Here is a 20,545-nt window from a genome sequence, read left to right as displayed (position 1 = left end):
GCTATCGGACGAAGTAGGAGTGCGCCTCGGATCGGTGCAGCAGAACGGTGCCCGCGGCGATCAGCACCGAACCGACAATGCCGGTGACCGCCACGACCATCGCGACCGCCGGCCTGGCATCGGCGTGCCACAGCGCGCTGACCGCATTGACCACCGCGGCGATCCCGCCGCCGGTCAATACGGTGCGTGCCCAGCGATACCCGGAGCGCATCAGCATCAGAAACGTTGCCACCACCACGACCACTACGATCGCCGTCAGCGCGGCGATCGGGTAGGTGATCGCGGTCGCGGGAGTCTCCGGGGCCGTCAGCAGGTTCACCACATATCCGCACGTCATCAAGGGCAGGGCTGCCAGCCACAGCCAGAACGCGGTGTCGACGTCCGCGGGACGGTCGGGAAGAGCCTTGCCCGGGGGCTGCGGCCCATCGGGGGGAGCCGTCACGCCAGCCAACCGGCCGCTTCGGCCGCCCAGTAACTCAACACGATGTCGGCGCCGGCCCGCCGGATCCCGATCAGGGACTCCAATGCCGCGGACCGTCCGTCGATCCAGCCGTTGGCAGCCGCCGCCGCGATCATCGCGTACTCGCCAGAGACCTGGTAGGCAGCAACCGGAACCTGGGAGAGCCCGGCCACCGCCGCCACGACGTCCAGGTAGCCCATCGCAGGTTTGACCATGACGATGTCGGCGCCCTCCGCGAGGTCAAGGGCAACCTCACGCAGCGCTTCGCGGGCGTTGCCGGGTTCCTGCTGATAGGTGCGACGGTCCCCGGCCAGGGTCGAGGCAACCGCGTCACGGAACGGGCCGTAGAACGCCGATGCGAACTTGGCCGCATAGGCCAGGATCACCACGTCACTGTGCCCGGCGGCATCCAGCCCGTCGCGGATCGCGGCCACCTGGCCGTCCATCATGCCGCTCGGGCTCACCACGTGAGCTCCCGCATCCGCTTGGGCAACAGCCAGTTCCACGTAGCACTTCACGGTGGCGTCGTTATCGACCCGGCCCCGCTCGTCGAGCACCCCGCAGTGGCCGTGATCGGTGAACTCGTCCAGGCAGGTGTCGGCCATCAGCACGGTGGAATCACCGAGGTCGGCAGCGAGATCACGCAGCGCGGTGTTGAGCACGCCGTCGGGAGCAGCGCCAACCGATCCTGTGCTGTCCTTGTCCGCCTGTGTCGGAACCCCGAACAACATCAGCCCGCCGACGCCGGCCGCCACCGCATCGGCGGCCGCGGCGCGCAGCGAATCACGCGTGTGCTGATACACCCCGGGCATCGAAGGGATCTGCCTAGGCTCGTCGATGCCGTCGGCGACGAACATCGGCAACACCAGATGCCTTGGTTCCAGCGAGGTTTGAGCCACCAGCCGGCGCAGCGCCGGAGTGGAACGCAGCCGTCGTGGACGTTGGCGAGGAAATGCAGTCATCGGGCCACCGCGCTCGCCGTCACCGTTAGCGCCTGCGGCTCTTCTTACGCGGCGGCGGCAACGCACCCTCGGCCCGCAGTCGCGCAGCGTGCTCGGCCAGCGCGTCGACCAGCGGACCCACCGCTGCGGTCTCCGGCTGCACGTCCACCCGCAGACCGAATTCGGCTGCCGTCTCGGCGGTCTTGGGTCCGATGCAGGCCACCAGGGTCCGGGCGTGCGGCTTGCCGGCGATGCCGACGAGGTTGCGCACCGTCGAGCTCGAGGTGAAGCACACCGCGTCGAACCCGCCGGTCTTGATCATCTCGCGGATGGTCGCCGGCGGCGGAGCGGCCCGCACGGTGCGGTAGGCGGTGACGTCCTCGATCTCCCAGCCCCGCTCGCGCAGCCCTTCGGCCAGCGTCTCGGTGGCGATGTCCGCACGCGGCAGCAGCACTCGGTTCACCGGGTCGAAAACATCGTCGTAGGGCGGGAATTCGTCCAGCAGGCCCAGCGAGGACTGCTCACCCGACGGCACCAGCTCGGGGCTGATCCCGAACGCCCGGACACGCTCTGCGGTGGCCTCACCGACGCAGGCGATCTTCACGCCGGAGAACGCACGCGCGTCCAGACCGAACTCGGCGAACTTCTCCCACACGGCGCGCACCGCATTGGTCGAGGTGAACACCACCCACTGGTAGCGGCCGTCCACCAAACCCTTGACGGCCCTTTCCATCTGGGCCGGGCTGCGCGGCGGCTCGACGGCGATGGTCGGAACCTCAATCGGCGAGGCGCCGTGCCCGATCAGCCGGTCGCTCATCTCCCCGGCCTGGTCCTTGGTGCGCGGCACCAGAACCGTCCAGCCGTACAGTGCGCGGCTCTCCCACCAGTTCAGCTTGGCCCGGTTGCTCACCGTCTTGCCAATGGTCACCACCAGCGGTCCGGCCGAAGTCTCCTGGCCGTTGGGCAGGATGACCGGGTCGATACTCGCCAGCGCCGACGCCTCCGTCAGGCCGCCCAGGCTGGACTCGATCGAACGCTGCGCGCAGGTGGTCCCCGAGGTGGTGACCACACACGGGGTGCCGTCCGACAAGCCGTACTCGATGAGGGTGCGGGCCGCCTCCGGCAAGTGCGAGGTAGTGGCCTGCAAGATCAGCGGCCCCGGCGCGGCAGCCAGCGCGCCCCAATCCACGTTCGGGTCGCGGACGTCTGCCACCGTGTGCGACGAACCGAGCGGCAGACCGGCGTAGGTGGGCACCGCACTGGTGGCGGGCAGTCCCGGCACGATCTCGAAAGCAACGTTGGTGCGGGCCACCGCGTTTACCTCGGTGATGACCGCGTCGATCGACAGCGGGTCACCGGCGACCAGCCGCACCACGTCGGTGCCCGAGCGCGCCTCGGCGGCCAGGACCTTGGCTACCTCGGCCGGCTCACCCAGCGCCGGACGGATGTCGGGGCCGCCCGGAACGGTCGCAGCTGCCTCGTCGGCAGTGTCGTCGTCGCCGTCGGCGCCGTCGGCCGCGTCGTCACTGGCCTTGTCCGCCTTGGGGGACGGCGGCATCGGACCGGCGATCGGAGGCAGATCGGTGCCGACCAGCGCCAGCACCGCCTCGGGCACATCCGGGTCGATAAACACCAGCGCCGCATTCGTCAGCGCCGTCCGTGCCCTCGTCGTCAGCAGACCCGGGTCGCCGGGACCCGAGCCGACGAAAACAATGCGGCCCGGCTTGGGCTTCTGCCCTCGCACGCTCACCTGGCGAGACATTCCGTACTCCCCGTCACTTCTCACTCACTTCCGACGCACGTCTTCACCGTGCGTCCGCCATCAGCTCGCGCGCACCCAACTCGAACAGTTCCGCCGCGACCGACACGCCCAGTTCCCGGGCTCGGTCCGGACTGCCGATGCCGGACGCGCGGATCACGTCGGATCCGTCCAGCGCCGCTACGCAAGCGCGCAGCGACAGCTCCTCGAAGACCCGGCCGTCCTCATCGATGGACTCGACCACTTCAGCGATCGCTCCCACCGGTGCGGAACAACCCGCCTCCAGTTCGGCGAGCAGGGTCCGCTCGGCGGTAACCGCCAGGCGGGTGTCGGCGTCGTCCAACTCCGCCAGCAGCTCCGCCAGTGCCGTATCACCGGCGCGGCACTCCACTGCCAGTGCCCCTTGGGCCGGAGCCGGCAACATCTGTACCGGTTCCAACGTCTCGGTGACCGCGTCGAGGCGTCCCAGCCGGGCCAGACCCGCCCGGGCTACCACGATGGCGTCGAGTTCGCCGCTGCTTACCCTGTTCAACCTGCTATCTAGGTTGCCTCGTAGGGGGCGAATTTCCAAACCGAGACCCAGTGCTCTAAGCTGTGCCGCCCTTCGCGGCGACGATGTGCCCACCACAGCACCCGCTGGCAACTCCCCCAGCACCAATCCGTCACGGGCCACCAGCGCGTCCCGAGCGTCCTCACGAGGCGGATTTGCGGCGAGCAGGAACCGGGAGTCGGCAGCGGTTGGCAGGTCCTTGTGTGAGTGCACGGCAGCATCGACGCGGCCGTCGAGAATGGCCTCCCGTAGCGCAGCAGTGAACACCCCGACACCGATGTCGGCGATAGGACCGGACGTGACATCCCCGGCGGTGCTGATCACGACCAGTTCAGCGGGGTGTCCAGCAGCCACCAAAGCATCGCGAATGGTCCCGGCCTGGGTGGTGGCCAACAAGCTACCCCGGGTACCGATGCGGATTACTTCACCCAAAACGTCTACCCGGCCGACCCGGTTTCGGCGCTGACATCAAGTCCTCCCGGCACTACTGGCAGTTCACCGGCGGTCGCGACGGCGTCCACGGCGGTCGGATCGAGCTCGAACAGCTCGCGTAACGCCTCGGCGTAGCTGTCGCCGCCGGGCGAGCTGGCCAGCTGTTTGACCCGCACCGTGGGGGCATGCAGCAGCTTGTCGACGACGCGGCGCACGGTGCGCGCCACCTCCTCGCGCTGGGCGGCCTCCAGGTCCGGCAGCCGGTGATCCAGCCGCAGCAATTCGGCGGTGACCACGTCGGCGGCGCGCTGACGCAGCGCGGTCACGGTCGGAGTGACCTCGGCCATCCGCTGGCCGGCCAGATAGGTGGCGACCTCGCGGGCCACGATGTTGCGCGCGGCCTCGGTGTCGGAGGTGGCGACCTGCGCCGAGGGCTCGCGCTGGATCCGTTCCATGTCGATGACCCGCACCCCGGGCAGGCCGGCGACAGCAGCGTCGACGTCGCGCGGCATGCCCAAATCGCAGATCACCAGCGGTTGGGTCGCCTCGTCGCGGGTTCCCCCGGCCAGCGCGTGGTGCACGTCGGCCAGTGAGACGACGGGGCTGACAGCTCCGGTGGAGGACACCACGATGTCAGCGCTGGTCAGGCTGGCAGCCATCCGGTCCAGGGCGACCGCGTCGGCCGTGACACCGCTCTCTCGGATCTTGCGGGCCAACCGTTGAGCGCGCGGCAGCGAACGGTTGATGACGTGGATGTGTTGGACACCCGCGCGCACCAGATGTGCCGCGGACAGCGCGCCCATCGACCCGGCGCCGATCACCACTGCGGTCCGTCCCTGCAGCGCGTCATTGCCAAACTCAGAGCCCAACTGCTTGGCCGCGATACCCAGGGCCACCGAGACCACCGACGCGCCGGCGGCGTCGATTCCGGTCTCCGAGTGCACTCGCTTGCCCACCGCCAGCGCGCGCTGCGCCAGTTCGTGCAGCACGCGGCCGACACTGCTGTTGGCCTCGGCGGAGGCGTAGGAGCGCCGTACCTGGCCCAGCACCTGCTGTTCGCCCACCACCGCGGAGTCCAGGCCACTGGCCACCGAGAACAGGTGCTCGACGGCGGCCTCGCTGTAGCGGACGTAGGCGTATTTGGTCAGGTCGGCCATCGACATGCCGGAGTGTTCGGAGAGCACCTGTCCGATCGCCGACAATCCGGCGTGGAAGGCGTCGACGACGGCGTAGATCTCAACCCGGTTGCAGGTCGACAGGATCATCGCCTCGGTGACGAGCGGCGATTGCAGCACCTGCTCGACGATCTTTATCTGATCGGATTCAGCGGTGCTGAGCTGCTCGAGTACGGAGACGGGGGCGCTGCGGTGCGAGACCCCGAAGAGCAGGACGCTCACGGCAATATCACCTGGTCCGCTCCTTGCTGTCACCCGTGAAGAAACTTCTCTCCACGGTAGAGGCTAAAGCGCTGGCCTACCAAATTCGGCGGTTCAGCGAGGCTCGACGGAGGAGAGACGAAGCTGGAACCGCCGTATGAGCGAGCGGTTCAGCGAGGCTCGACGGAGGAGAGACGAAGCTGGAACCGCCTCATGAACTCGCTAGATCCGCACGTAGGCGGGCCTCGTCGACTTCCCAGTAACTGTGCTCGCGTCCGTCGAGCAGCACCACCGGCAACCGGTCGCCGAATTCAGCTCGCAGGCCCGTGTCCCCAGCCGCCGCGGCAGCGTCGACATCGACTGCCTGCAGGTCGAACGCGAGTTCGGCCGCTAGCTGGGTCAGCTGGTCGTGCACCTGCACGCAGACCGGGCAGCCCTCGCGGGTGAGCAGCTGTACCTGGTGGCGGGTCATGGTTCCAGTGTTGCAGGGCTGTCGCCGGCCGGCCGAGGCCACCGGGTCCATGCGGCGGTTCCAGCTTCGCCTCTCCTTCGTCGAGCCTCGCTGAACCACCGGGTTCTCTGGATTGTCGCGGCGTCTCCAGCTGAATTGAATTACGGTGTGACCGGCCATAAGCCGCATCTCCCTCACCCCGGCGGACAGAGCAAGCCATGAACCCCAGCGCGGTGTCGATCACCAACCTGCTGTATCGCTATGCGGAGTTGATGGACTCCGGTGACCTCGACGGCGCTGCGGCACTGTTCGCCCACGCCCGGATCAAAGCCGACCCCGAAGGCACCGTCATCCTGGACAGCGCCGGGATCCTGCAGCTGTGGCGCGGGCTGGTCACCCTTCACGCCGATGGCACGCCGCGCACCAAGCACGTGATCACCAACCCGATCCTCGACATCGACGAGGTCGCCGGGACCGCATCCTGCCGGTCCTATTACACGGTGCTGCAGCAGACCGAGGCGGTGGCACTGCAGGTGATCGCCGCGGGGCGCTATCACGATGAGTTCGAGCGGATCGACGACGTCTGGCGGTTCAGTTTCCGCGACTACTCGATGTTCGACCTCAAAGGTGATCTACGCGATCACCTGGGGGTCATCGGCGGTGCAGCCGGATAGGGTTGATGACGGCCGGAGCACCGGCCCTACAGCCCAGACGCGGAAGGAGTCGGTGATGGCATCACCGGGCCCGGCCGACCGGGCAGCCGCGGCCGAGGTGGCATCGCTGACCGACGCCAACGCAGAGCGGGCGCTCGCCGATGTGGCCGAGTCCGAGACGCCCGCACCGGTCGACCTGACCGCCGCCGCATTCTTCGACGTCGACAACACCCTGGTCCAGGGCTCCTCGATGGTGCACTTCGGCCGTGGACTGGCCGCCCGCAACTACTTCACCTACCGCGATGTCATCGGCTTCGTCTACGCGCAAGCCAAGTTTCAGCTCACCGGCAAGGAGAACAGCGACGACGTCGCGGCCGGTCGACGCAAAGCGCTCGCGTTCATCGAAGGCCGGCCGGTGTCCGAGCTGGTCGATCTGGGCGAGGAGATCTACGACGAGATCATCGCCGACAAGATCTGGCCCGGCACCCGCGAGTTGGCCCAGATGCACCTCGACGCCGGGCAGCAGGTGTGGCTGGTCACCGCGACCCCCTACGAGCTGGCCGAGACCATCGCTCGTCGGCTCGGATTGACCGGCGCGCTGGGCACCGTCGCGGAGTCGGTCGACGGGGTGTTCACCGGCCGACTGGTCGGCGAGATCCTGCACGGGCCCGGCAAAGCCCACGCGGTGCGGTCATTGGCGATCCGGGAAGGGCTGAACTTGCGGCGTTGCACGGCCTACTCCGACAGCTTCAACGACGTGCCGATGCTTTCGCTGGTCGGCACGGCGGTGGCGATCAACCCCGACGCCGCGTTGCGGGAGACGGCACGCAAGCGGGGATGGGAGATCCGCGACTTCCGTACCGCACGGCGGGCGGCGCGGATCGGCGTGCCGTCGGCGCTGGCGCTGGGGGCTGTCGGCGGGGCCCTGGCGGCAGCCGTGGCGCACCGGAACGAGCGTGGGTAGCTTGCGAAGCGCGCGAGGGCCGGTCGACCGCATCAAGCACCGTGGCGCACCGGAACGAGCGCACGTGACCTGCTCGCTGATAGGCTTCCGCCGCCGAGCACCACGGCGAGCGGAGGGGTAAACCGGCATGGCAGTACACACCGAGTCGCAGCGGATGATCGGAGCCCACTACCGGTTCCCGGACTATTTCGAGGTCGGCCGGGAGAAGATCCGGGAGTTCGCCCGCTCCGTCAAAGATGACCACCCCGCCCATTTCGACGAGGCCGCTGCCGCCGAAGCCGGGCATCCGGGGCTGGTGGCATCGCTGACGTTCTTGGCGGTTGCCGGGCGCCAGGTGCAGCTGGAGATCTTCGACAAGTTCGACCTCCCGATCAACATCGCCCGGGTGCTGCACCGCGACCAGAAATTCACCTTCCACCGGCCGATCGTGGCCGGCGACAAGCTGTTCTTCGACACCTACCTGGACTCGGTGATCGAGTCGCACGGCACGGTGGTCAGCGAGGTCCGCAGCGAGGTCACCGACGAGAACGGCGAGCCGGTGGTGACCAGTGTGGTCACCATGCTCGGCGAGTCGGTCAACCAGGACGCCGACACCGAGGCCAAGACCATCGCCGCCCTCGAGGCGATGCGCGATCGGGCGCTGGGCAAGAAGTAGACGTCCAAGCTCGTTGAGATTGCGTCCAGGGTCGTGGACGCGGCGACATGCACAGCCCTGACGGCAATCTCGGCAATCTCAAAGAGCGGCAGCGCCTATCGGTGCTGGTGAGGCAGCAGAGCCGTGGAGCTCAGCCGAAGAACATGTTTCGGCGACCGGCGAGCAGCCGGTACAGCGTCTGCTGAATGGTCTCGCGCACCTGATCGGTCAGCTCGAAGGTGACCATCGGGTCGTCGGCGGCACCCGGCTCGTAGTCGGTGGTCTCAATCGGTTCGCCAAAGGCGATGTGCCACTTCGACGGCATCGGCACCAGCCCCGCCGGACCGGCCAGCGGAAACAGCGGCGTGATCGGAAAGTACGGCACACCGAGCAGTCGGGCCAACAGCTTGACGTCGGCGATCATCGGGTAGATCTCCTCGGAGCCGACGATCGAGCAGGGCACGATTGGCGCCTGGGTGCGCAGTGCCGCCGACACGAAGCCGCCGCGACCGAACCGCTGCAGCTTGTAGCGGTCCTTGAACCGCTTGCCCAGGCCCTTGTAGCCCTCCGGGAAGACCGCGGTCAGCTCGCCGGCCTCCAGCAACCGGTTGGCGTCGGCGGTGCACGCCATGGTGTGGCCCGCCTTGCGGGCGGTCGGGCCGATCACCGGCAGGTCGAATACCAGGTCGGCGGCGAGCATCCGCAGGTTCCGCTGTTCGGGGTGATGATCACGCACCGCCACCGAGAGCATCAGCGCGTCCATCGGTAACACTCCGGCGTGGTTGGCCACCACCAGCGCCGGCCCATCGAGCGGAAGGTTCTCGATGCCGCTGACCTCGACGCGGAACCAGTCGTTGAAGAACACCCGCAGCAACGGCAGCACCACGGCTTCGTTGAAGTGCGGGTCGAAACCGAATTCGTCGACCTGGTAGTCCCCGGTGATCCGCTCTCGCAGGAACGCGGCGACCGCGCTCACCCGGCGGGCGAATTCGCTCGGGGTGGGCGCGGCGGCACCGGTGGTCCCCGCGGTGCCGCGACGATCGCCGAGTTCACGGACGACCGCGGCGACCTGCTTAGCCGAAGCCTGTTCGGCTGGACCCGCCAGCGCCGACGGATGCCTGCGCAGTGAACTTGAATGCTTGTGCAGCGGAATGACTTTCGCCTTCGAATCATTAGCCATAGCGCTAACCTCCCCGCACCCTGGTAAAGCTGATATCCCCCATGCGCTGCGCTGCGCTCACTGTTCGCCGCTCCACCGAACGGACCCACTTGGGATCGACGATCGGGTTCAGCCCCCGACCCCGCACGTAGTCATCAAAAGCCTCGGCGGTGGTCCACTTGGCGCTGTACCCGAGTTCGGTTCGCATTCTAGTCGTGTCCATCACCCGGCCAAAGCTCAAATAATCCAGCTGTTCCCGGTTGATCTCGGTGTAATTGTTGGCCCGTCGCAACGAATCCATGACCCACAGCCCGACCCCGGGCAGTGGCATCGGAACACGCCCTGACCTGCGAATCGCCTGCGACATCATGATGATCCCGTCGGCACCGACGTTGAAGGTGCCGGCCTTGCCGGCCATGGTGGCCCGTTCCAAGGCGCCCAGCGCGTCCTGCTCGTGCAGCAGCTGCAGGCGCGCGTCTCGGCCCAGCACCATCGGGACCAGCGGGCCGGCGAGGTAGCGCGACAGGGCGGTGTCCATGGCCGGGCCGATCATGTTGGCCATCCGCAGGATGGTGACCGCGATGTCGGGCCGACGCCGGCCCAGCCCGCGGGCATAGCCCTCGATGTCGACGCTGTCGCGAGGGAACCCCTGCGTCGGAGGACGGCGACTCGTGCTGTCCTCGGAGAACAACACCGGGTCGCGCGAGCACGACCCGTAGACCTCCGAGGTCGACTTGAGCACCACGCGCCGCACCGAAGGTGCCTTCTGACAGGCGGCGAACAACTGCATCGCGCCCATCACGTTGAACTCTTTGAGCGCCGCCCCACCACCAGACCTCGGCACGTACGACGCCGCCGCCGCGTGCACGACGGTGTCGACTTCGCTGTTTCGAATCACCTTGGCGATAAAGGGGTTACGGATGTCGGCACGGACAAACTCGGCGCGCCCCATTCGGCGCAGCATGTCCTTGCTCGGCATGACCGCATCCACCGCGATCACCCGGTTGATCAACGGGTTCTGCGTGAGCCTTGCGGTGAGGAATCCACCCAGGAACCGGCACGCACCGGTGACCAACACAACCTTGGGGTAATGCCGGGAGTCACTTCGCGTGCCGTCACTCGGGGGTCCGGCCTCGTCCACCCCGTCAGCCTAACGGCCACGCCGGAAAAGCAATACCGGCGATAGGTCCGTTGTCGAGCGTGAAGCCAACGTCACACCCGGTGCGCGGGCGTGAAGGCGACTTCACGCCCGCCACGGCTCGGGGGGCCTGGACAGACCCGGGCGGAGTTACTTACCGAGTTTTCTGCGCTGCACGCGGGTACGGCGAAGCAGCTTGCGGTGCTTCTTCTTCGACATGCGCTTGCGCCGCTTCTTGATGACTGAACCCATGAACTCCGCTATCTGCTTCTGCCCGCGCCGCCGAATGGGCGCTGCTGAACTTGATCGACCCGGTTACTTTACCCGTAGGCAGGCACGGACCGGAAAACCGCACCTGGCCCCGACCACAAGGCCACCAAGACAGCCGACCCCGGGCGTCGCCGTGCGGCGACGCCCGGGGGGCGCTTACCTGTCGACCGGCTCTCTAGCCCGCGTCGAAGAAGGAGGTCTCCAGCAGGTCGTGCACCGCCTTGGCGTGCACCCGGAAGGACCGTCCCACCCGTACCGCGGGCAGCTCGCCGTTGTGCACCAGGCGGTACACCGTCATCTTGCTGACCCGCATCAACGCAGCCACCTCAGCCACGGTGAGAAATTGTGTCGTGTCACGCGCCGAAGGCCCGTTCGCAGACGTCATCGTTACCCATTTCAATCAGGCACGTGCAGTCTCAGCGGCTTCCCCTCCGCTGCGCCCACACGCACAGACATAGAGGAGAATAGCGGGACGGATGGGGTTCCTGCGACTAGTGAGAGCCAATATGTGAAAAATAAGTGAATTACTCCGATGTAATTCTTAGCTGCTCAGAGCGTGTTTTTGCGGCCTGCACCGCCCGATCGATCGAGGTCCGCAGGCCACCGGCCTCCAATTCACGCAGTGCGGCCGCGGTGGTCCCCCCAGGCGAAGTCACCATCGCTCTCAGGTGGGTCGGGGCGGTATCGAGAACCCCGTTGGCCGCTCCCGCCCCCTCGCTCTCGCCGCGCTCCTCCAGCAGCATCTGCGCCGAACCGGCCATCGTCTGCACCGCCAAGTCGGTGGCCGCCTGCCGGCTCAACCCGGCCGCCACCCCCGCATCCACCAGTGCCTCGACCACCAAGAAGAAGTAGGCCGGCCCGGATCCCGACACCGCGGTGACGGCGTCCATCTGCTCTTCCGGGACGATCGCCACCGTCCCGACGCACTCGAACAGCGCAGCGACCTCGCTGACCTGCTCGCTGCTCGCGAACCGGCCCTTTGCCAGCGCGCTGGCGCCGGCGCCGACCTTGACCGGGGTATTGGGCATGACGCGCACCACCGCAGCTCCGGCCGGGAGCTTGGACTCCACGTACCCGGTGGTGAGACCGGCGACGATCGTGACCAGCACCTGCTCGGCGTTGTCCCCGGAGGCGGCGGTAACGCTTTTCGCGAACTCCTCGACCACGGCGTCCACATCCTGTGGCTTCACCGCGACGATCACGACGGAGGCGTTCTCGATGGCATCGGCGACCGAGGTCACCAGGACCGAGTACTTCTCCGACAGCTGCCGGGCCCGCTCGCCGTACCGCTCGGCGACCACCAGGTCCTTGACCGGGCGGCCCGCAGCCAGCAGCCCTGCCAGCAACGCTTCGCCCATGTTGCCGCCACCGATGATCGCGATTCTGGTCATGGCGACAGCATTTCAGACCCGGCCTGCCAGCGCGGTGAAGCCCAGTCCACAGGCGGGTCGCCCGGCAAATAAGACCAGGGCGATCGCAAGCGCGGCGGAGCCGGGCGCAGCGGGTCGCCCGCATCAGCCCAGGGCGATCGCAAGCGCGCTACCGCGCCGGCACCATCGCTAGCTGGCGGGTCTGCACCACGATGCGGCCCTCGCAGTCGACCACGGTGTGGTCCTCGTCGAACCAGTCCTGGCCGATCTGCACGCAGCTGCAGATCACGCGCAGCCAGCCGTCGGCCGGGATGGCCCGCAGGTAGGCGGTGAGCTGCACGGTGGGCGCCCAGCCGTTGCGGTTGACGGCGAAAGTCACCGGAGCCGACACATCGCCGCACAGCAGCGCGAAGAGCACGTCGGGCGCGGCATCCTTGGGTCGCACCCACATCTCGATCACCGGCGGACCACCGTCCGAGCGGGGGCCGAGCGTGGTCAGCGCCGGCCGGATATCGCAGCCGTGCGCCAGATGCACGATGTGTTCCATCGGGTGGCCCGGACCGATCGGTTCCAAGCCGGGCGGAGGCTCCGGCGTCATCAGCGGCACCACCGGGTTGAACGACAGCAGTGGCGGCGCCTGGTGCTCCGGCTCACTGAGCGTGATGGCGGCGCGCACCGCGGTGCGCGCGCCCTGGTTGAGTTCGACGTCGACGAGGCTGACCCGGCGGCCACGCTTGCGGATCGTGGTCACCAGCTGCATCGGGCCGGGATCGGGTGCCCACAGATAGCTGGCCGACACCGCGACCGGTTGCAGTCCGCCGCCGTGGGCAGTGCGGGCGGCGTTGGCGCACAACGCCAGCATCGCGCCACCGTGCACCTTCGGGCCGATGGTCCAGTGCTCGTTGAGCTCACCGGTGAACGACGCGACGTCGTCACTGTCGTCATGACCGGCGATGCGCACCAGGGTCATGGCATCGGTGAACAGCGTGGATGAGGTCACGCGTGGGCTCCTTGTATCTCGGCGATCAGCGCAGCAGATGCGTCCGGGCGAACTGCAGCGATTCGGTCAGCAGCGCCTCACGCTCATGCGGCGAGCGCGCCTGCGAGGTCGTCACTTCCAGCACCACGTGACCGGTGAAGTCACTGGAGGCCAGCAGCTGACATACCTCGGCGGTGGGCTGGTCACCGCGGCCGGGCACCAGATGCTCATCGGCCGGCAGGCCGGTGCCGTCACACAGGTGCAGGTGCGTCAGCCCCGATCCCATGCGGCGGGCCATCTCCAACCCGTCGGCGCCGGCGGTCGCCGTGTGCGACAGGTCCAACGTGTAGTGCGCATGGTTGCCGTCGAGCGGATCGTGGGACGGCGCAAACGCCGAAATCCCCGCTCCCGGACCACCTCCGCGGCGACGCATCCGTTCGCGGGACTGATCGGCACCGAAGAACCGGTCGGCGCGGAACGGGAACATGTTCTCCACCGCGACCGCCACATCACTGGTGGACTCCAATTCGGCGACTTGATCGCTGAAGCCCTCGGCATAGCGTCGCTGCCAGCGAAACGGCGGATGCACCACCACGGTCTGGGCCTCGAGCTGCTCGGCGGCCCGGACGCTGCGCTCCAGCTTGGCGATCGGGTTGGAGCCCCACACCCGTTGCGAGATCAACAGACACGGTGCGTGCACCGACAGCACCGGCACCCGGTACTTGTGCGACAACCGCCGGACGGCGCCGATGTCCTGGCTGACCGACTCCCCCCACACCATCAGTTCGATGCCGTCGTAGCCGAGCCGGGCCGCATACTCGAAGGCAGCCTCGGCCCGCAGCGGGTAGACCGACGCGGTCGACAATCCGACCTTGATGGCAGGGCGCACGAAGTAATACTGAACGGCTAATTGGCGTGCAACGCCAGCGGCCCCAACGTAACCAGCAAACCGACCGCGACCGCGATCAACGTACTGACGATGTCGACGGTCTTGCGGACCGCCTGCACCGCGGCCACCAGACCGAGCGTGACCAGGACCGTGAGCACCAGGGCCACGATGCTGTTCCACCGCCACAGTTGGTCGAAAACGATGAACAGGCCGCCGCCGAACGCCACCGCCAGGATCGACTGCAGCACCACCAGCAAGCCGCCCACCACGCCCGGGTGGCCGACGTACTGGTCGGCCGGCTCGGCCTCAGCGGCCGCCTCTGCGCTGTCGGCGCCGTCAACCTCGGCGTCCCCGTCAACGTCGGCGTCAGCGACCAGTGCGGAGCCGCCCGCTCGTCCGGCGGAGCGCCCCTTGGTCAGGAACGACCGCACGAATGCGGAGTCCCCGGTCGGCAGATCGGCATCGCGAACGTCGCTCTCCATGACGTCGACAGCGATATCGGTATAGGTATCAACCGGATCGGGCCGCATCCGTTCGGCACCCGAGCCGGTCGGCAGGGCTTCGTCCGGCTGGCCGTTCTCTGCCACGGGCGGGGGGTCGGATCGACGCATCGGTCGGGGGTAGGCACTTTGCTCAGGTCCACTGCCACGTGGCGCCTGCGGCGGGGACTTGGGCCAGCGCGGCTCGGCTGCGGGCCGCTCGGCGGGTTCCACCCGCTGCACGGGACGTGGCCCGGTCGACGGTCGGTCCTCCTCGACGAAGCCGGGTGCCGGACCGATGGGCAGAGCGCCGCTCGGCTCACTGTCGGTACTCGCCGACGGCGGAGCCGCGGCGTCAACCTCGGGAGGAGCCTCGTCGCGGATGATCGGGATCTCGCCGGTCAGTTCGGCGACCGTGACGGCGTCGGCATTGCCGCGGCGGCGCCGGCGCCGCCCGGTGACCGGCGGGGCACCGATATTGCCGTTCTTGGCGAGCAGTTCGGCAACGGAGATGGGTCGCGTCTCAACGTCGCGGGGGTCCGGCTTGGGTCCGCTCATCGATGCCCTCCCTTTGACCGCGCCGCGGCCATGCCCCCCGCTGGGGATCCGAACAGGGTGACACCGTCGGCCTCACTGTCGAGTCTGCGCAGGATCAAGCCCTCCCGCAGCGCCCACGGGCAAATCTCCACCGTTTCGATCGACAGCGCTCGCATGCTCGCTTCCGCCACCAGAGCACCCGCCACGATCTGTGGCGCTCGCTCGGCGCTCACCCCTTCCAATTCGGCCCGATCAGCCGTGGTCATCCTAGAGATGAATGATATGAGCTGCCTAAGGCCAGTGGCGGTCAATGTGCGCCGGACGCGCGGGCCGGCGGCCGACGGCGCCGCCCCGGTCAGCCGCGCCAGCGAACGAAACGTCTTGGAGCTCGCGACCGCCAGATCGGGCGGCCCGGCCTGCAACACGGCCGCAGCGGCACCTGCCAACTCGGTGTCCAGCCAGTCCCGCAGCATGGCCACCCGACGCCGGCCAGGTGGGTCTTCGGTCAACCACTCCCGAGTGAGCCGCCCAGCACCCAACGGCAGGGACAGCGCTACGTCCGGCTCCTCATCGACACCGCTGGACATCTCCAGCGAGCCACCACCGATGTCAAGGTTGTTGATCCGCCCGGCACTCCAGCCGAACCAGCGCCGCACCGCCAGGAACGTCAGCCGGGATTCGTCCTCGCCGGCGAGCACCTGCAGCTCGACACCGGCCTCCGCGCGCACCCGGGCCAGCACGTCCTCGGAGTTGGATGCGTCTCGCACCGCCGAGGTGGCGAACGCCACTAACTCCGCGCAGCCCGAACTCGCTGCGATCGTGGCGAATTCGCCCACCGTCGACACCAGTTTGTCGGCTCCGCGCCGGGTGATCTTGCCGGAACTGTCAGTCGCCTCGGCCAGGCGCAACGTGGCCTTGGTCGAGCTCATCGGGGTCGGGTGGCCACCACGGTGGGCATCCACCACCAACAGGTGGACGGTGTTGCTGCCGACGTCGAGCACCCCTAATCGCACGCACCCAACTTAGTGGGGGGAGGCCCGGACATGGTGAGGCAACGTGAATTTCTGGTCTAGCGTGGAGTTTCGTGACCCCCGCGCAGCACCGCTCCCATCCCGGTGAAGTCGATCTGGACTTCCCCCGTGAGTGGGTGGAGTTCTACGACCCCGACAACCCCGAACACCTGATCGCCGCCGACCTCACGTGGCTGCTGTCCCGCTGGACCTGTGTTTTCGGCACCGCCGCCTGCAAGGGCATTGTGGCGGGCCGGCCCGACGACGGGTGCTGTTCACACGGAGCCTTCCTGTGTGACGACGACGACCGGGCCAACCTCGATGACGCGGTCGCCCAACTCACCGACGAAGACTGGCAGCTGCGCGACAAAGGTCTGGGGCGCAAGGGTTACCTGGAATACGACGAGAACGACGGTGAGCAACAACTGCGCACCCGCACCGTCAAGGGCGCCTGCATCTTCCTGAACCGGCCGGGATTCGCCGGCGGTGCGGGCTGCGCCCTGCACATCAAGGCTGTCCGGCTTGGCGTGGAACCCCTGACGATGAAGCCCGAGGTGTGCTGGCAGCTGCCGATCCGGCGCAGCCAGGACTGGGTCACCCGCCCCGACGACACCGAAATCCTCAAGACCACGATCACCGAATTCGATCGGCGCGGCTGGGGCCCGGGCGGCGAAGACCTGAACTGGTACTGCACCGGCGACCCGGCGGCACACGTCGGCGCGCGGCAGGTCTGGCAGAGCCTGGCGCCTGAGCTGACCGAGTTGCTCGGAGCCAAGGCCTATGCCGAGCTGGCGGCGATCTGCGAGCGACGTAACGAACTCGGCCTGGTGGCCATTCACCCCGCCACCCGGGCGGCTCGGCGCACCTGACCGGAGCATCGTGCACTTGGGTGGCCGCAAATTCATGACTCGAATCGCCGCAGGTCAGCTGGCGCTTTCCCGCCGCAGCGAGGTTGCCAGGAACGCCGGTTGGCAGCGGGATCGGCCAGGTAGCGCGGCGGCCGCCGGTGGTCGGGGTCACGACCGAACGATTTTCGGCAGGCGACCGACGCCGGTATGATCGGCCCATAGCGCCGCGTAGCGCACCAACTTCGCGGAGTGCGTGCTGAATTGAGAAACGCGCCCAACGCGGGCATGATCGGTATTTTACGACGCCCGCCGGAGATTCATGATCAGGACCGAGATGCATACCGTGGATATGGAGCTCAACCGGAACGGACACACGCCGCCGGTCGTTCTTAGGCCTCCTGTGGTCCTTGAAGCGCGCAAACTCAACAAACAGTTCGGCGAGGGCGATACTGCCACGCCGATTTTGCGCAACATCGATATCCAGATAACTCGCGGCGAATTCGTCGCCATGGTCGGCCCATCGGGTTCGGGTAAGTCCACCCTGCTGAGCATCCTCGGACTGTTGGACATGCCGACCAGTGGTGACGTCCTCATCAACGGCCAGAGCGTCTCGCAGCTCTCCCGCAAGCAGCTGGCCACTGTGCGATGTCAGACACTCGGCTACGTCTTCCAAGCTTTCAACCTTCTGGCGGGCCTTTCAGTAGTCGAGAATGTGATGCTCCCGGGCCTGCTGGCGGGTAAGTCCGGCCGCGCCCAGCACGCGCATGCGATGAGCCTGCTCGACCAGGTCGGCCTGGCCGCCAAGTCCAAGCGCGTCCCGTCGGAATTGTCCGGCGGCGAACAACAGCGCGTGGCCGTTGCCCGGGCGCTTTTCATGAAGCCCGACGTGATTCTCGCCGACGAGCCGACCGGCAATCTCGACACCGTAAATGGCCAACGGGTCATTGACGCGTTGTATAACTTGAATGCAGCCGGCCAGACAATTGTTCTGGTGACCCACGACCGGAAAATAGCTGACGACGCCCCTCGTCTGATTTCATTGCTCGACGGTGAAGTTGAGACCGACAGCGGAATGGCTCACGCGGCAAATAATGTGACATGGCTCGCGGAACATTAGCCGCGACATTCGGCCTGCTGCGGATAATCAACTTCCGCGCCGTCCGTAAACACGCATTCCGGGCCGCACTGGCGGCATTCTCACTCGGCGGCGGTGTGGCCGTCGTCGTGGCCGTCATGATCGAGGTCACCAGCGTCTCCAAGGCCGTCGAAGACGTCGGCTACCAGATCGCCGGGCCCGCCCCGCTGCGCGTGGTCGGAGCGGCCACCCGCGGCGGCATCAGTCCCGCCGTCGTCGAAGACTCCCGGGCCGTGCCCGGGGTGGCCGCCGTGGTGCCGGTCATCCGCGGGGTGACCATGATCCGCAACGACGGCAAGGAAAGCTTCGGACTGGGCCTGGGCGTGGACTGCTCCGCTCAGTGGATCGTCGACCCGAAGGTCTGCCAGACCGGGCAGGCCGAACCCCCGCCGGCAATCTCGAAGACCCTGGGCGACTCCCTGGACGCCTCGGCGACCCTTGTCACCGATGTCGGGCAGCTGTCGGTGGAGAAGTTCCAGCGGGTAGCCGACCTCGACGACGTCAACAACGGCCTGGTGGCGGTGCTGCCGCTGAGCATGGCGAAGGTGCAGTTCGCCCGCGGCGACCGGGTGGACATGCTGTATGTGACCTTGGATAAGGACGCCAAGGCCGATGAGGTCCAGCAGCGGTTGAAGACCACGCTTGGGCCCACTTACAGCGTGCAGCCCCGCAGCGAGCCCGCGAAGGGCTACAACGTCAACGACGTGCTGCTACCCCTGCTGGGGATCTTCGCGCTGATCTCGATCGGCGTCGGGGTCATCCTGATCACCCAGATCACCCGCCTCTCGGTGGAAGAGCGCCGACGCGAGATCGCGATCGCGTCGGCATTGGGGGCCTCGCCGGCGTCGATCATGACCGGATTCCTCAGCGAGGCTGCGCTGTTGGGTGCGGTGGGCTCGGCGATGGGTGTGCTGACCGGCATCGTGATCTCCGAACCGATCGTGGCCAGCGCCAGTGAGCTGACCGAACGCTTTGTCGGCGTCACCGTCCCGGTGATCCTCAAGCCGGCGATCCTGGTGGTCGGCGTGCTGGCCGGCATCTTGCTGGCGGTGGGTGCGGCGATCGGCCCCGCGCTGTCGGCGTCCAACACTCCCATCGCGGCCGAACTCTCGGGTAGAGCGGCCCAGGAACAGACCACGCAGCGCAAGATCTGGTTCAAGGCGCTGCTGCTGCTCGCGATCGGGCTGAGCGGCGTGATCGCGGCGCGGCTGGCCACGCTGTCCGGGGCTCTGGTGGCCTGGCAGGCCATCATCGCCGACGCCGGGGCGGTGGTCGCCCTCATCGGTCTCCTGCTGGCCACGGCGTACTTGAGCGCGCAGGCGATCACCAGCCTGCGCCCGCGGCCGGACAAGTCGAGCGGGGCCACGCTCACCATCGCGCTCAACGCGCTGCGCTCGGACCGGTCACGTACCGCGGCCATCTCCGGAGCTATCGCGGTGCCCGTCGTGGTCGCGATCCTCCTGTCCGGATTCCTGGTGGCGATCCATATCGGCGCCACCAAGGTCGCCGAATCGCAGGCGGACGGCCGCATTGCCATCACCACGACACAGTTCGCCGATTACGGGCCCATTGATGCCCGATTCGCTCCGCAGACGGTCAACAAACTGAACTCCGTGGCCGGAGTGGAAAAGACCGAGCGGATGGCTGAAATCGAGATCAGTCTCAAAGACGGATCGTTGGCGCATATTCAGGCGCAGGATCGGCCGACATTTCCGTTCGGATTACTCGCCGGGCAATCCCCCGAGGCGAGCCAGAAAGCCAATCAGGTCGTCATCGGCAGCGTCCTGGCGCGCGAGAAGAAACTCCACATCGGTGACACTCTTGTATTTGGAAGTGGACTCGACGCGCAGGCGATGAGTATCGGTACCATTGTGGCCACGCCCGAATACGGCGGACGCCGGATCTACATGCCCTACGCGGTCGCCGAGCAGATCTACGGTCCTCAGCCCGCCGGCCTGATCTTCGCCACCCCCGAATCCGGGGTCAGCGCCGGTCAGGTCATCGAGAACATCAAGGCCGCGCAGTTCGACCAGCCGCTGACAGCGGTGGACACCGACGGTTACGCCGCCGACATCGCGGCCTCCATCGGCCGCTACCTCACGCCGCTGAACACCCTGAAGTACGGACTGCTCGCGATCGCCTTCATCTCGGTGCTGTCGACACTGTTGCTGGTCGGAATCCGCCGTAGGCGCGAGGTGGCGCTGATCCAGGCGCTGGGTGCCACCCGGCTGCGCGTGTTCAGCATCACCACCATCGAGGCCGTCGTCGCCGGAGCCGCCGGCGGACTGTTCGGCGCGGTACTCGCGATCGCCATCTCCGAGGCGGTGCGGCGGGCAGCCGTCGTCAACGTCGGCCTGGTCACCCCGCTGGTGTTCCCCTGGACCGACGCGGTGGTCTACGCGGTGCTGGCCACCGTCGCCGCGGTTTTCGCGGCCATCATTCCCGCCTGGAAGAGCACTCGGTCCACTCCGGCGACCGAACTCCGCGACGAGTGAGCTCGCCGCGCTGACC

General features: G+C 67.6%; 21 protein-coding genes. 6 read left to right on the top strand and 15 right to left on the bottom strand.

Annotation, left to right across the window (positions count from 1 at the left end; translation table 11 throughout):
• Window position 1: 1 nt before the first annotated feature.
• From MJO54_RS02945 to MJO54_RS02920, 6 genes are all read right to left on the bottom strand, one after another.
• Entirely contained in the window at window positions 2–442 is a 441-nt protein-coding gene (locus tag MJO54_RS02945; protein ID WP_046286124.1) for a hypothetical protein, read from the bottom strand.
• Window positions 439–1,422 carry a porphobilinogen synthase gene (hemB, locus tag MJO54_RS02940; RefSeq protein WP_240175625.1) on the bottom strand — a complete coding sequence of 328 codons (984 nt, stop codon included), beginning with the start codon at window positions 1,420–1,422 and terminating at the stop codon, window positions 439–441. Before hemB ends, MJO54_RS02945 begins: the two co-directional genes overlap by 4 nt.
• A 25-nt stretch (window positions 1,423–1,447) precedes the next feature.
• Window positions 1,448–3,163 (bottom strand): bifunctional uroporphyrinogen-III C-methyltransferase/uroporphyrinogen-III synthase, encoded by a 1,716-nt coding sequence (locus MJO54_RS02935; RefSeq protein ID WP_240175624.1) that lies wholly within the window; start codon window positions 3,161–3,163, stop codon window positions 1,448–1,450.
• Between the two features lie 43 nt (window positions 3,164–3,206).
• Window positions 3,207–4,142: a hydroxymethylbilane synthase gene (gene hemC / locus MJO54_RS02930; RefSeq protein WP_046286981.1), complete on the bottom strand. Its 936-nt coding sequence runs from the start codon at window positions 4,140–4,142 to the stop codon at window positions 3,207–3,209.
• Window positions 4,143–4,147: 5 nt separating this feature from the next.
• Window positions 4,148–5,539, bottom strand: a complete 1,392-nt coding sequence (locus tag MJO54_RS02925; RefSeq protein WP_046286982.1) for a glutamyl-tRNA reductase — start codon at window positions 5,537–5,539, stop codon at window positions 4,148–4,150.
• Between the two features lie 190 nt (window positions 5,540–5,729).
• Window positions 5,730–5,990 (bottom strand): glutaredoxin family protein, encoded by a 261-nt coding sequence (locus MJO54_RS02920; protein ID WP_064889153.1) that lies wholly within the window; start codon window positions 5,988–5,990, stop codon window positions 5,730–5,732.
• A gap of 197 nt (window positions 5,991–6,187) precedes the next feature.
• On the opposite strand from MJO54_RS02920, the gene MJO54_RS02915 reads away from it, so the two are divergent.
• The 3 genes from MJO54_RS02915 to MJO54_RS02905 all read left to right on the top strand — a co-directional run bounded on the left by MJO54_RS02915 (window position 6,188) and on the right by MJO54_RS02905 (window position 8,241).
• Complete coding sequence (locus MJO54_RS02915; RefSeq protein ID WP_065152651.1) at window positions 6,188–6,643, top strand: nuclear transport factor 2 family protein; 456 nt, start codon at window positions 6,188–6,190, stop codon at window positions 6,641–6,643.
• Between the two features lie 55 nt (window positions 6,644–6,698).
• Entirely contained in the window at window positions 6,699–7,586 is an 888-nt protein-coding gene (locus tag MJO54_RS02910) for an HAD family hydrolase (protein ID WP_046286118.1), read from the top strand.
• Window positions 7,587–7,713: 127 nt separating this feature from the next.
• Window positions 7,714–8,241, top strand: coding sequence for an FAS1-like dehydratase domain-containing protein (locus MJO54_RS02905; protein ID WP_064889143.1), 528 nt, complete (start codon window positions 7,714–7,716; stop codon window positions 8,239–8,241).
• A 130-nt stretch (window positions 8,242–8,371) separates the two neighbouring features.
• On the opposite strand, the gene MJO54_RS02900 is transcribed toward MJO54_RS02905, so the two are convergent.
• The 9 genes from MJO54_RS02900 to MJO54_RS02860 form a co-directional block, all read right to left on the bottom strand.
• Window positions 8,372–9,400, bottom strand: coding sequence for a lysophospholipid acyltransferase family protein (locus tag MJO54_RS02900; RefSeq protein ID WP_046286116.1), 1,029 nt, complete (start codon window positions 9,398–9,400; stop codon window positions 8,372–8,374).
• A 4-nt stretch (window positions 9,401–9,404) separates the two neighbouring features.
• Window positions 9,405–10,520, bottom strand: a complete 1,116-nt coding sequence (locus MJO54_RS02895) for an SDR family oxidoreductase (protein WP_046286115.1) — start codon at window positions 10,518–10,520, stop codon at window positions 9,405–9,407.
• A 147-nt stretch (window positions 10,521–10,667) separates the two neighbouring features.
• Complete coding sequence (locus MJO54_RS02890) at window positions 10,668–10,769, bottom strand: 30S ribosomal protein bS22 (RefSeq protein ID WP_003402602.1); 102 nt, start codon at window positions 10,767–10,769, stop codon at window positions 10,668–10,670.
• Between the two features lie 193 nt (window positions 10,770–10,962).
• Window positions 10,963–11,172, bottom strand: a complete 210-nt coding sequence (locus MJO54_RS02885) for a helix-turn-helix domain-containing protein (RefSeq protein WP_024442553.1) — start codon at window positions 11,170–11,172, stop codon at window positions 10,963–10,965.
• A gap of 139 nt (window positions 11,173–11,311) precedes the next feature.
• Window positions 11,312–12,178, bottom strand: coding sequence for a pyrroline-5-carboxylate reductase (gene proC, locus MJO54_RS02880; RefSeq protein WP_046286114.1), 867 nt, complete (start codon window positions 12,176–12,178; stop codon window positions 11,312–11,314).
• A 148-nt stretch (window positions 12,179–12,326) separates the two neighbouring features.
• Complete coding sequence (locus tag MJO54_RS02875; RefSeq protein WP_046286113.1) at window positions 12,327–13,157, bottom strand: thioesterase family protein; 831 nt, start codon at window positions 13,155–13,157, stop codon at window positions 12,327–12,329.
• 25 nt (window positions 13,158–13,182) lie between these two features.
• Window positions 13,183–14,025, bottom strand: coding sequence for a sugar phosphate isomerase/epimerase family protein (locus tag MJO54_RS02870; RefSeq protein ID WP_046286112.1), 843 nt, complete (start codon window positions 14,023–14,025; stop codon window positions 13,183–13,185).
• A 17-nt stretch (window positions 14,026–14,042) separates the two neighbouring features.
• Entirely contained in the window at window positions 14,043–15,062 is a 1,020-nt protein-coding gene (locus MJO54_RS02865; protein WP_240175623.1) for an Rv0497 family membrane protein, read from the bottom strand.
• On the bottom strand, window positions 15,059–16,054 hold the full coding sequence (locus MJO54_RS02860) for a Ppx/GppA family phosphatase (RefSeq protein WP_046286110.1): 996 nt from the start codon (window positions 16,052–16,054) through the stop codon (window positions 15,059–15,061). The genes MJO54_RS02865 and MJO54_RS02860 overlap by 4 nt, the downstream gene beginning before the upstream one ends.
• A gap of 71 nt (window positions 16,055–16,125) precedes the next feature.
• On the opposite strand from MJO54_RS02860, the gene MJO54_RS02855 reads away from it, so the two are divergent.
• The 3 genes from MJO54_RS02855 to MJO54_RS02845 all read left to right on the top strand — a co-directional run bounded on the left by MJO54_RS02855 (window position 16,126) and on the right by MJO54_RS02845 (window position 20,529).
• On the top strand, window positions 16,126–16,920 hold the full coding sequence (locus MJO54_RS02855) for a DUF3109 family protein (protein WP_046286109.1): 795 nt from the start codon (window positions 16,126–16,128) through the stop codon (window positions 16,918–16,920).
• Window positions 16,921–17,218: 298 nt separating this feature from the next.
• Complete coding sequence (locus MJO54_RS02850) at window positions 17,219–18,016, top strand: ABC transporter ATP-binding protein (RefSeq protein WP_233428654.1); 798 nt, start codon at window positions 17,219–17,221, stop codon at window positions 18,014–18,016.
• A complete protein-coding gene (locus MJO54_RS02845) occupies window positions 17,998–20,529 on the top strand; it encodes an FtsX-like permease family protein (RefSeq protein ID WP_064889148.1) in 2,532 nt (843 codons plus the stop codon). The genes MJO54_RS02850 and MJO54_RS02845 overlap by 19 nt, the downstream gene beginning before the upstream one ends.
• Window positions 20,530–20,545: the final 16 nt, after the last annotated feature.

Source organism: Mycolicibacter virginiensis (assembly GCF_022374935.2).
Classification (GTDB): Bacteria; Actinomycetota; Actinomycetes; order Mycobacteriales; family Mycobacteriaceae; genus Mycobacterium; species Mycobacterium virginiense.
This window is presented reverse-complemented; position numbering and strand designations above follow the sequence as displayed.

Bases quoted from the DNA above. Each gene is read 5' to 3' on its own strand.
- hemB (WP_240175625.1), bottom strand. From the start codon at position 1,422: ATGACTGCATTTCCTCGCCAACGTCCACGACGGCTGCGTTCCACTCCG.
- MJO54_RS02935 (WP_240175624.1), bottom strand. From the start codon at position 3,163: ATGTCTCGCCAGGTGAGCGTGCGAGGGCAGAAGCCCAAGCCGGGCCGC.
- MJO54_RS02920 (WP_064889153.1), bottom strand. From the start codon at position 5,990: ATGACCCGCCACCAGGTACAGCTGCTCACCCGCGAGGGCTGCCCGGTC.
- MJO54_RS02915 (WP_065152651.1), top strand. From the start codon at position 6,188: ATGAACCCCAGCGCGGTGTCGATCACCAACCTGCTGTATCGCTATGCG.
- MJO54_RS02910 (WP_046286118.1), top strand. From the start codon at position 6,699: ATGGCATCACCGGGCCCGGCCGACCGGGCAGCCGCGGCCGAGGTGGCA.
- MJO54_RS02905 (WP_064889143.1), top strand. From the start codon at position 7,714: ATGGCAGTACACACCGAGTCGCAGCGGATGATCGGAGCCCACTACCGG.
- MJO54_RS02900 (WP_046286116.1), bottom strand. From the start codon at position 9,400: ATGGCTAATGATTCGAAGGCGAAAGTCATTCCGCTGCACAAGCATTCA.
- MJO54_RS02890 (WP_003402602.1), bottom strand. From the start codon at position 10,769: ATGGGTTCAGTCATCAAGAAGCGGCGCAAGCGCATGTCGAAGAAGAAG.
- MJO54_RS02885 (WP_024442553.1), bottom strand. From the start codon at position 11,172: ATGACGTCTGCGAACGGGCCTTCGGCGCGTGACACGACACAATTTCTC.
- proC (WP_046286114.1), bottom strand. From the start codon at position 12,178: ATGACCAGAATCGCGATCATCGGTGGCGGCAACATGGGCGAAGCGTTG.
- MJO54_RS02865 (WP_240175623.1), bottom strand. From the start codon at position 15,062: ATGAGCGGACCCAAGCCGGACCCCCGCGACGTTGAGACGCGACCCATC.
- MJO54_RS02850 (WP_233428654.1), top strand. From the start codon at position 17,219: ATGATCAGGACCGAGATGCATACCGTGGATATGGAGCTCAACCGGAAC.
- MJO54_RS02845 (WP_064889148.1), top strand. From the start codon at position 17,998: ATGGCTCGCGGAACATTAGCCGCGACATTCGGCCTGCTGCGGATAATC.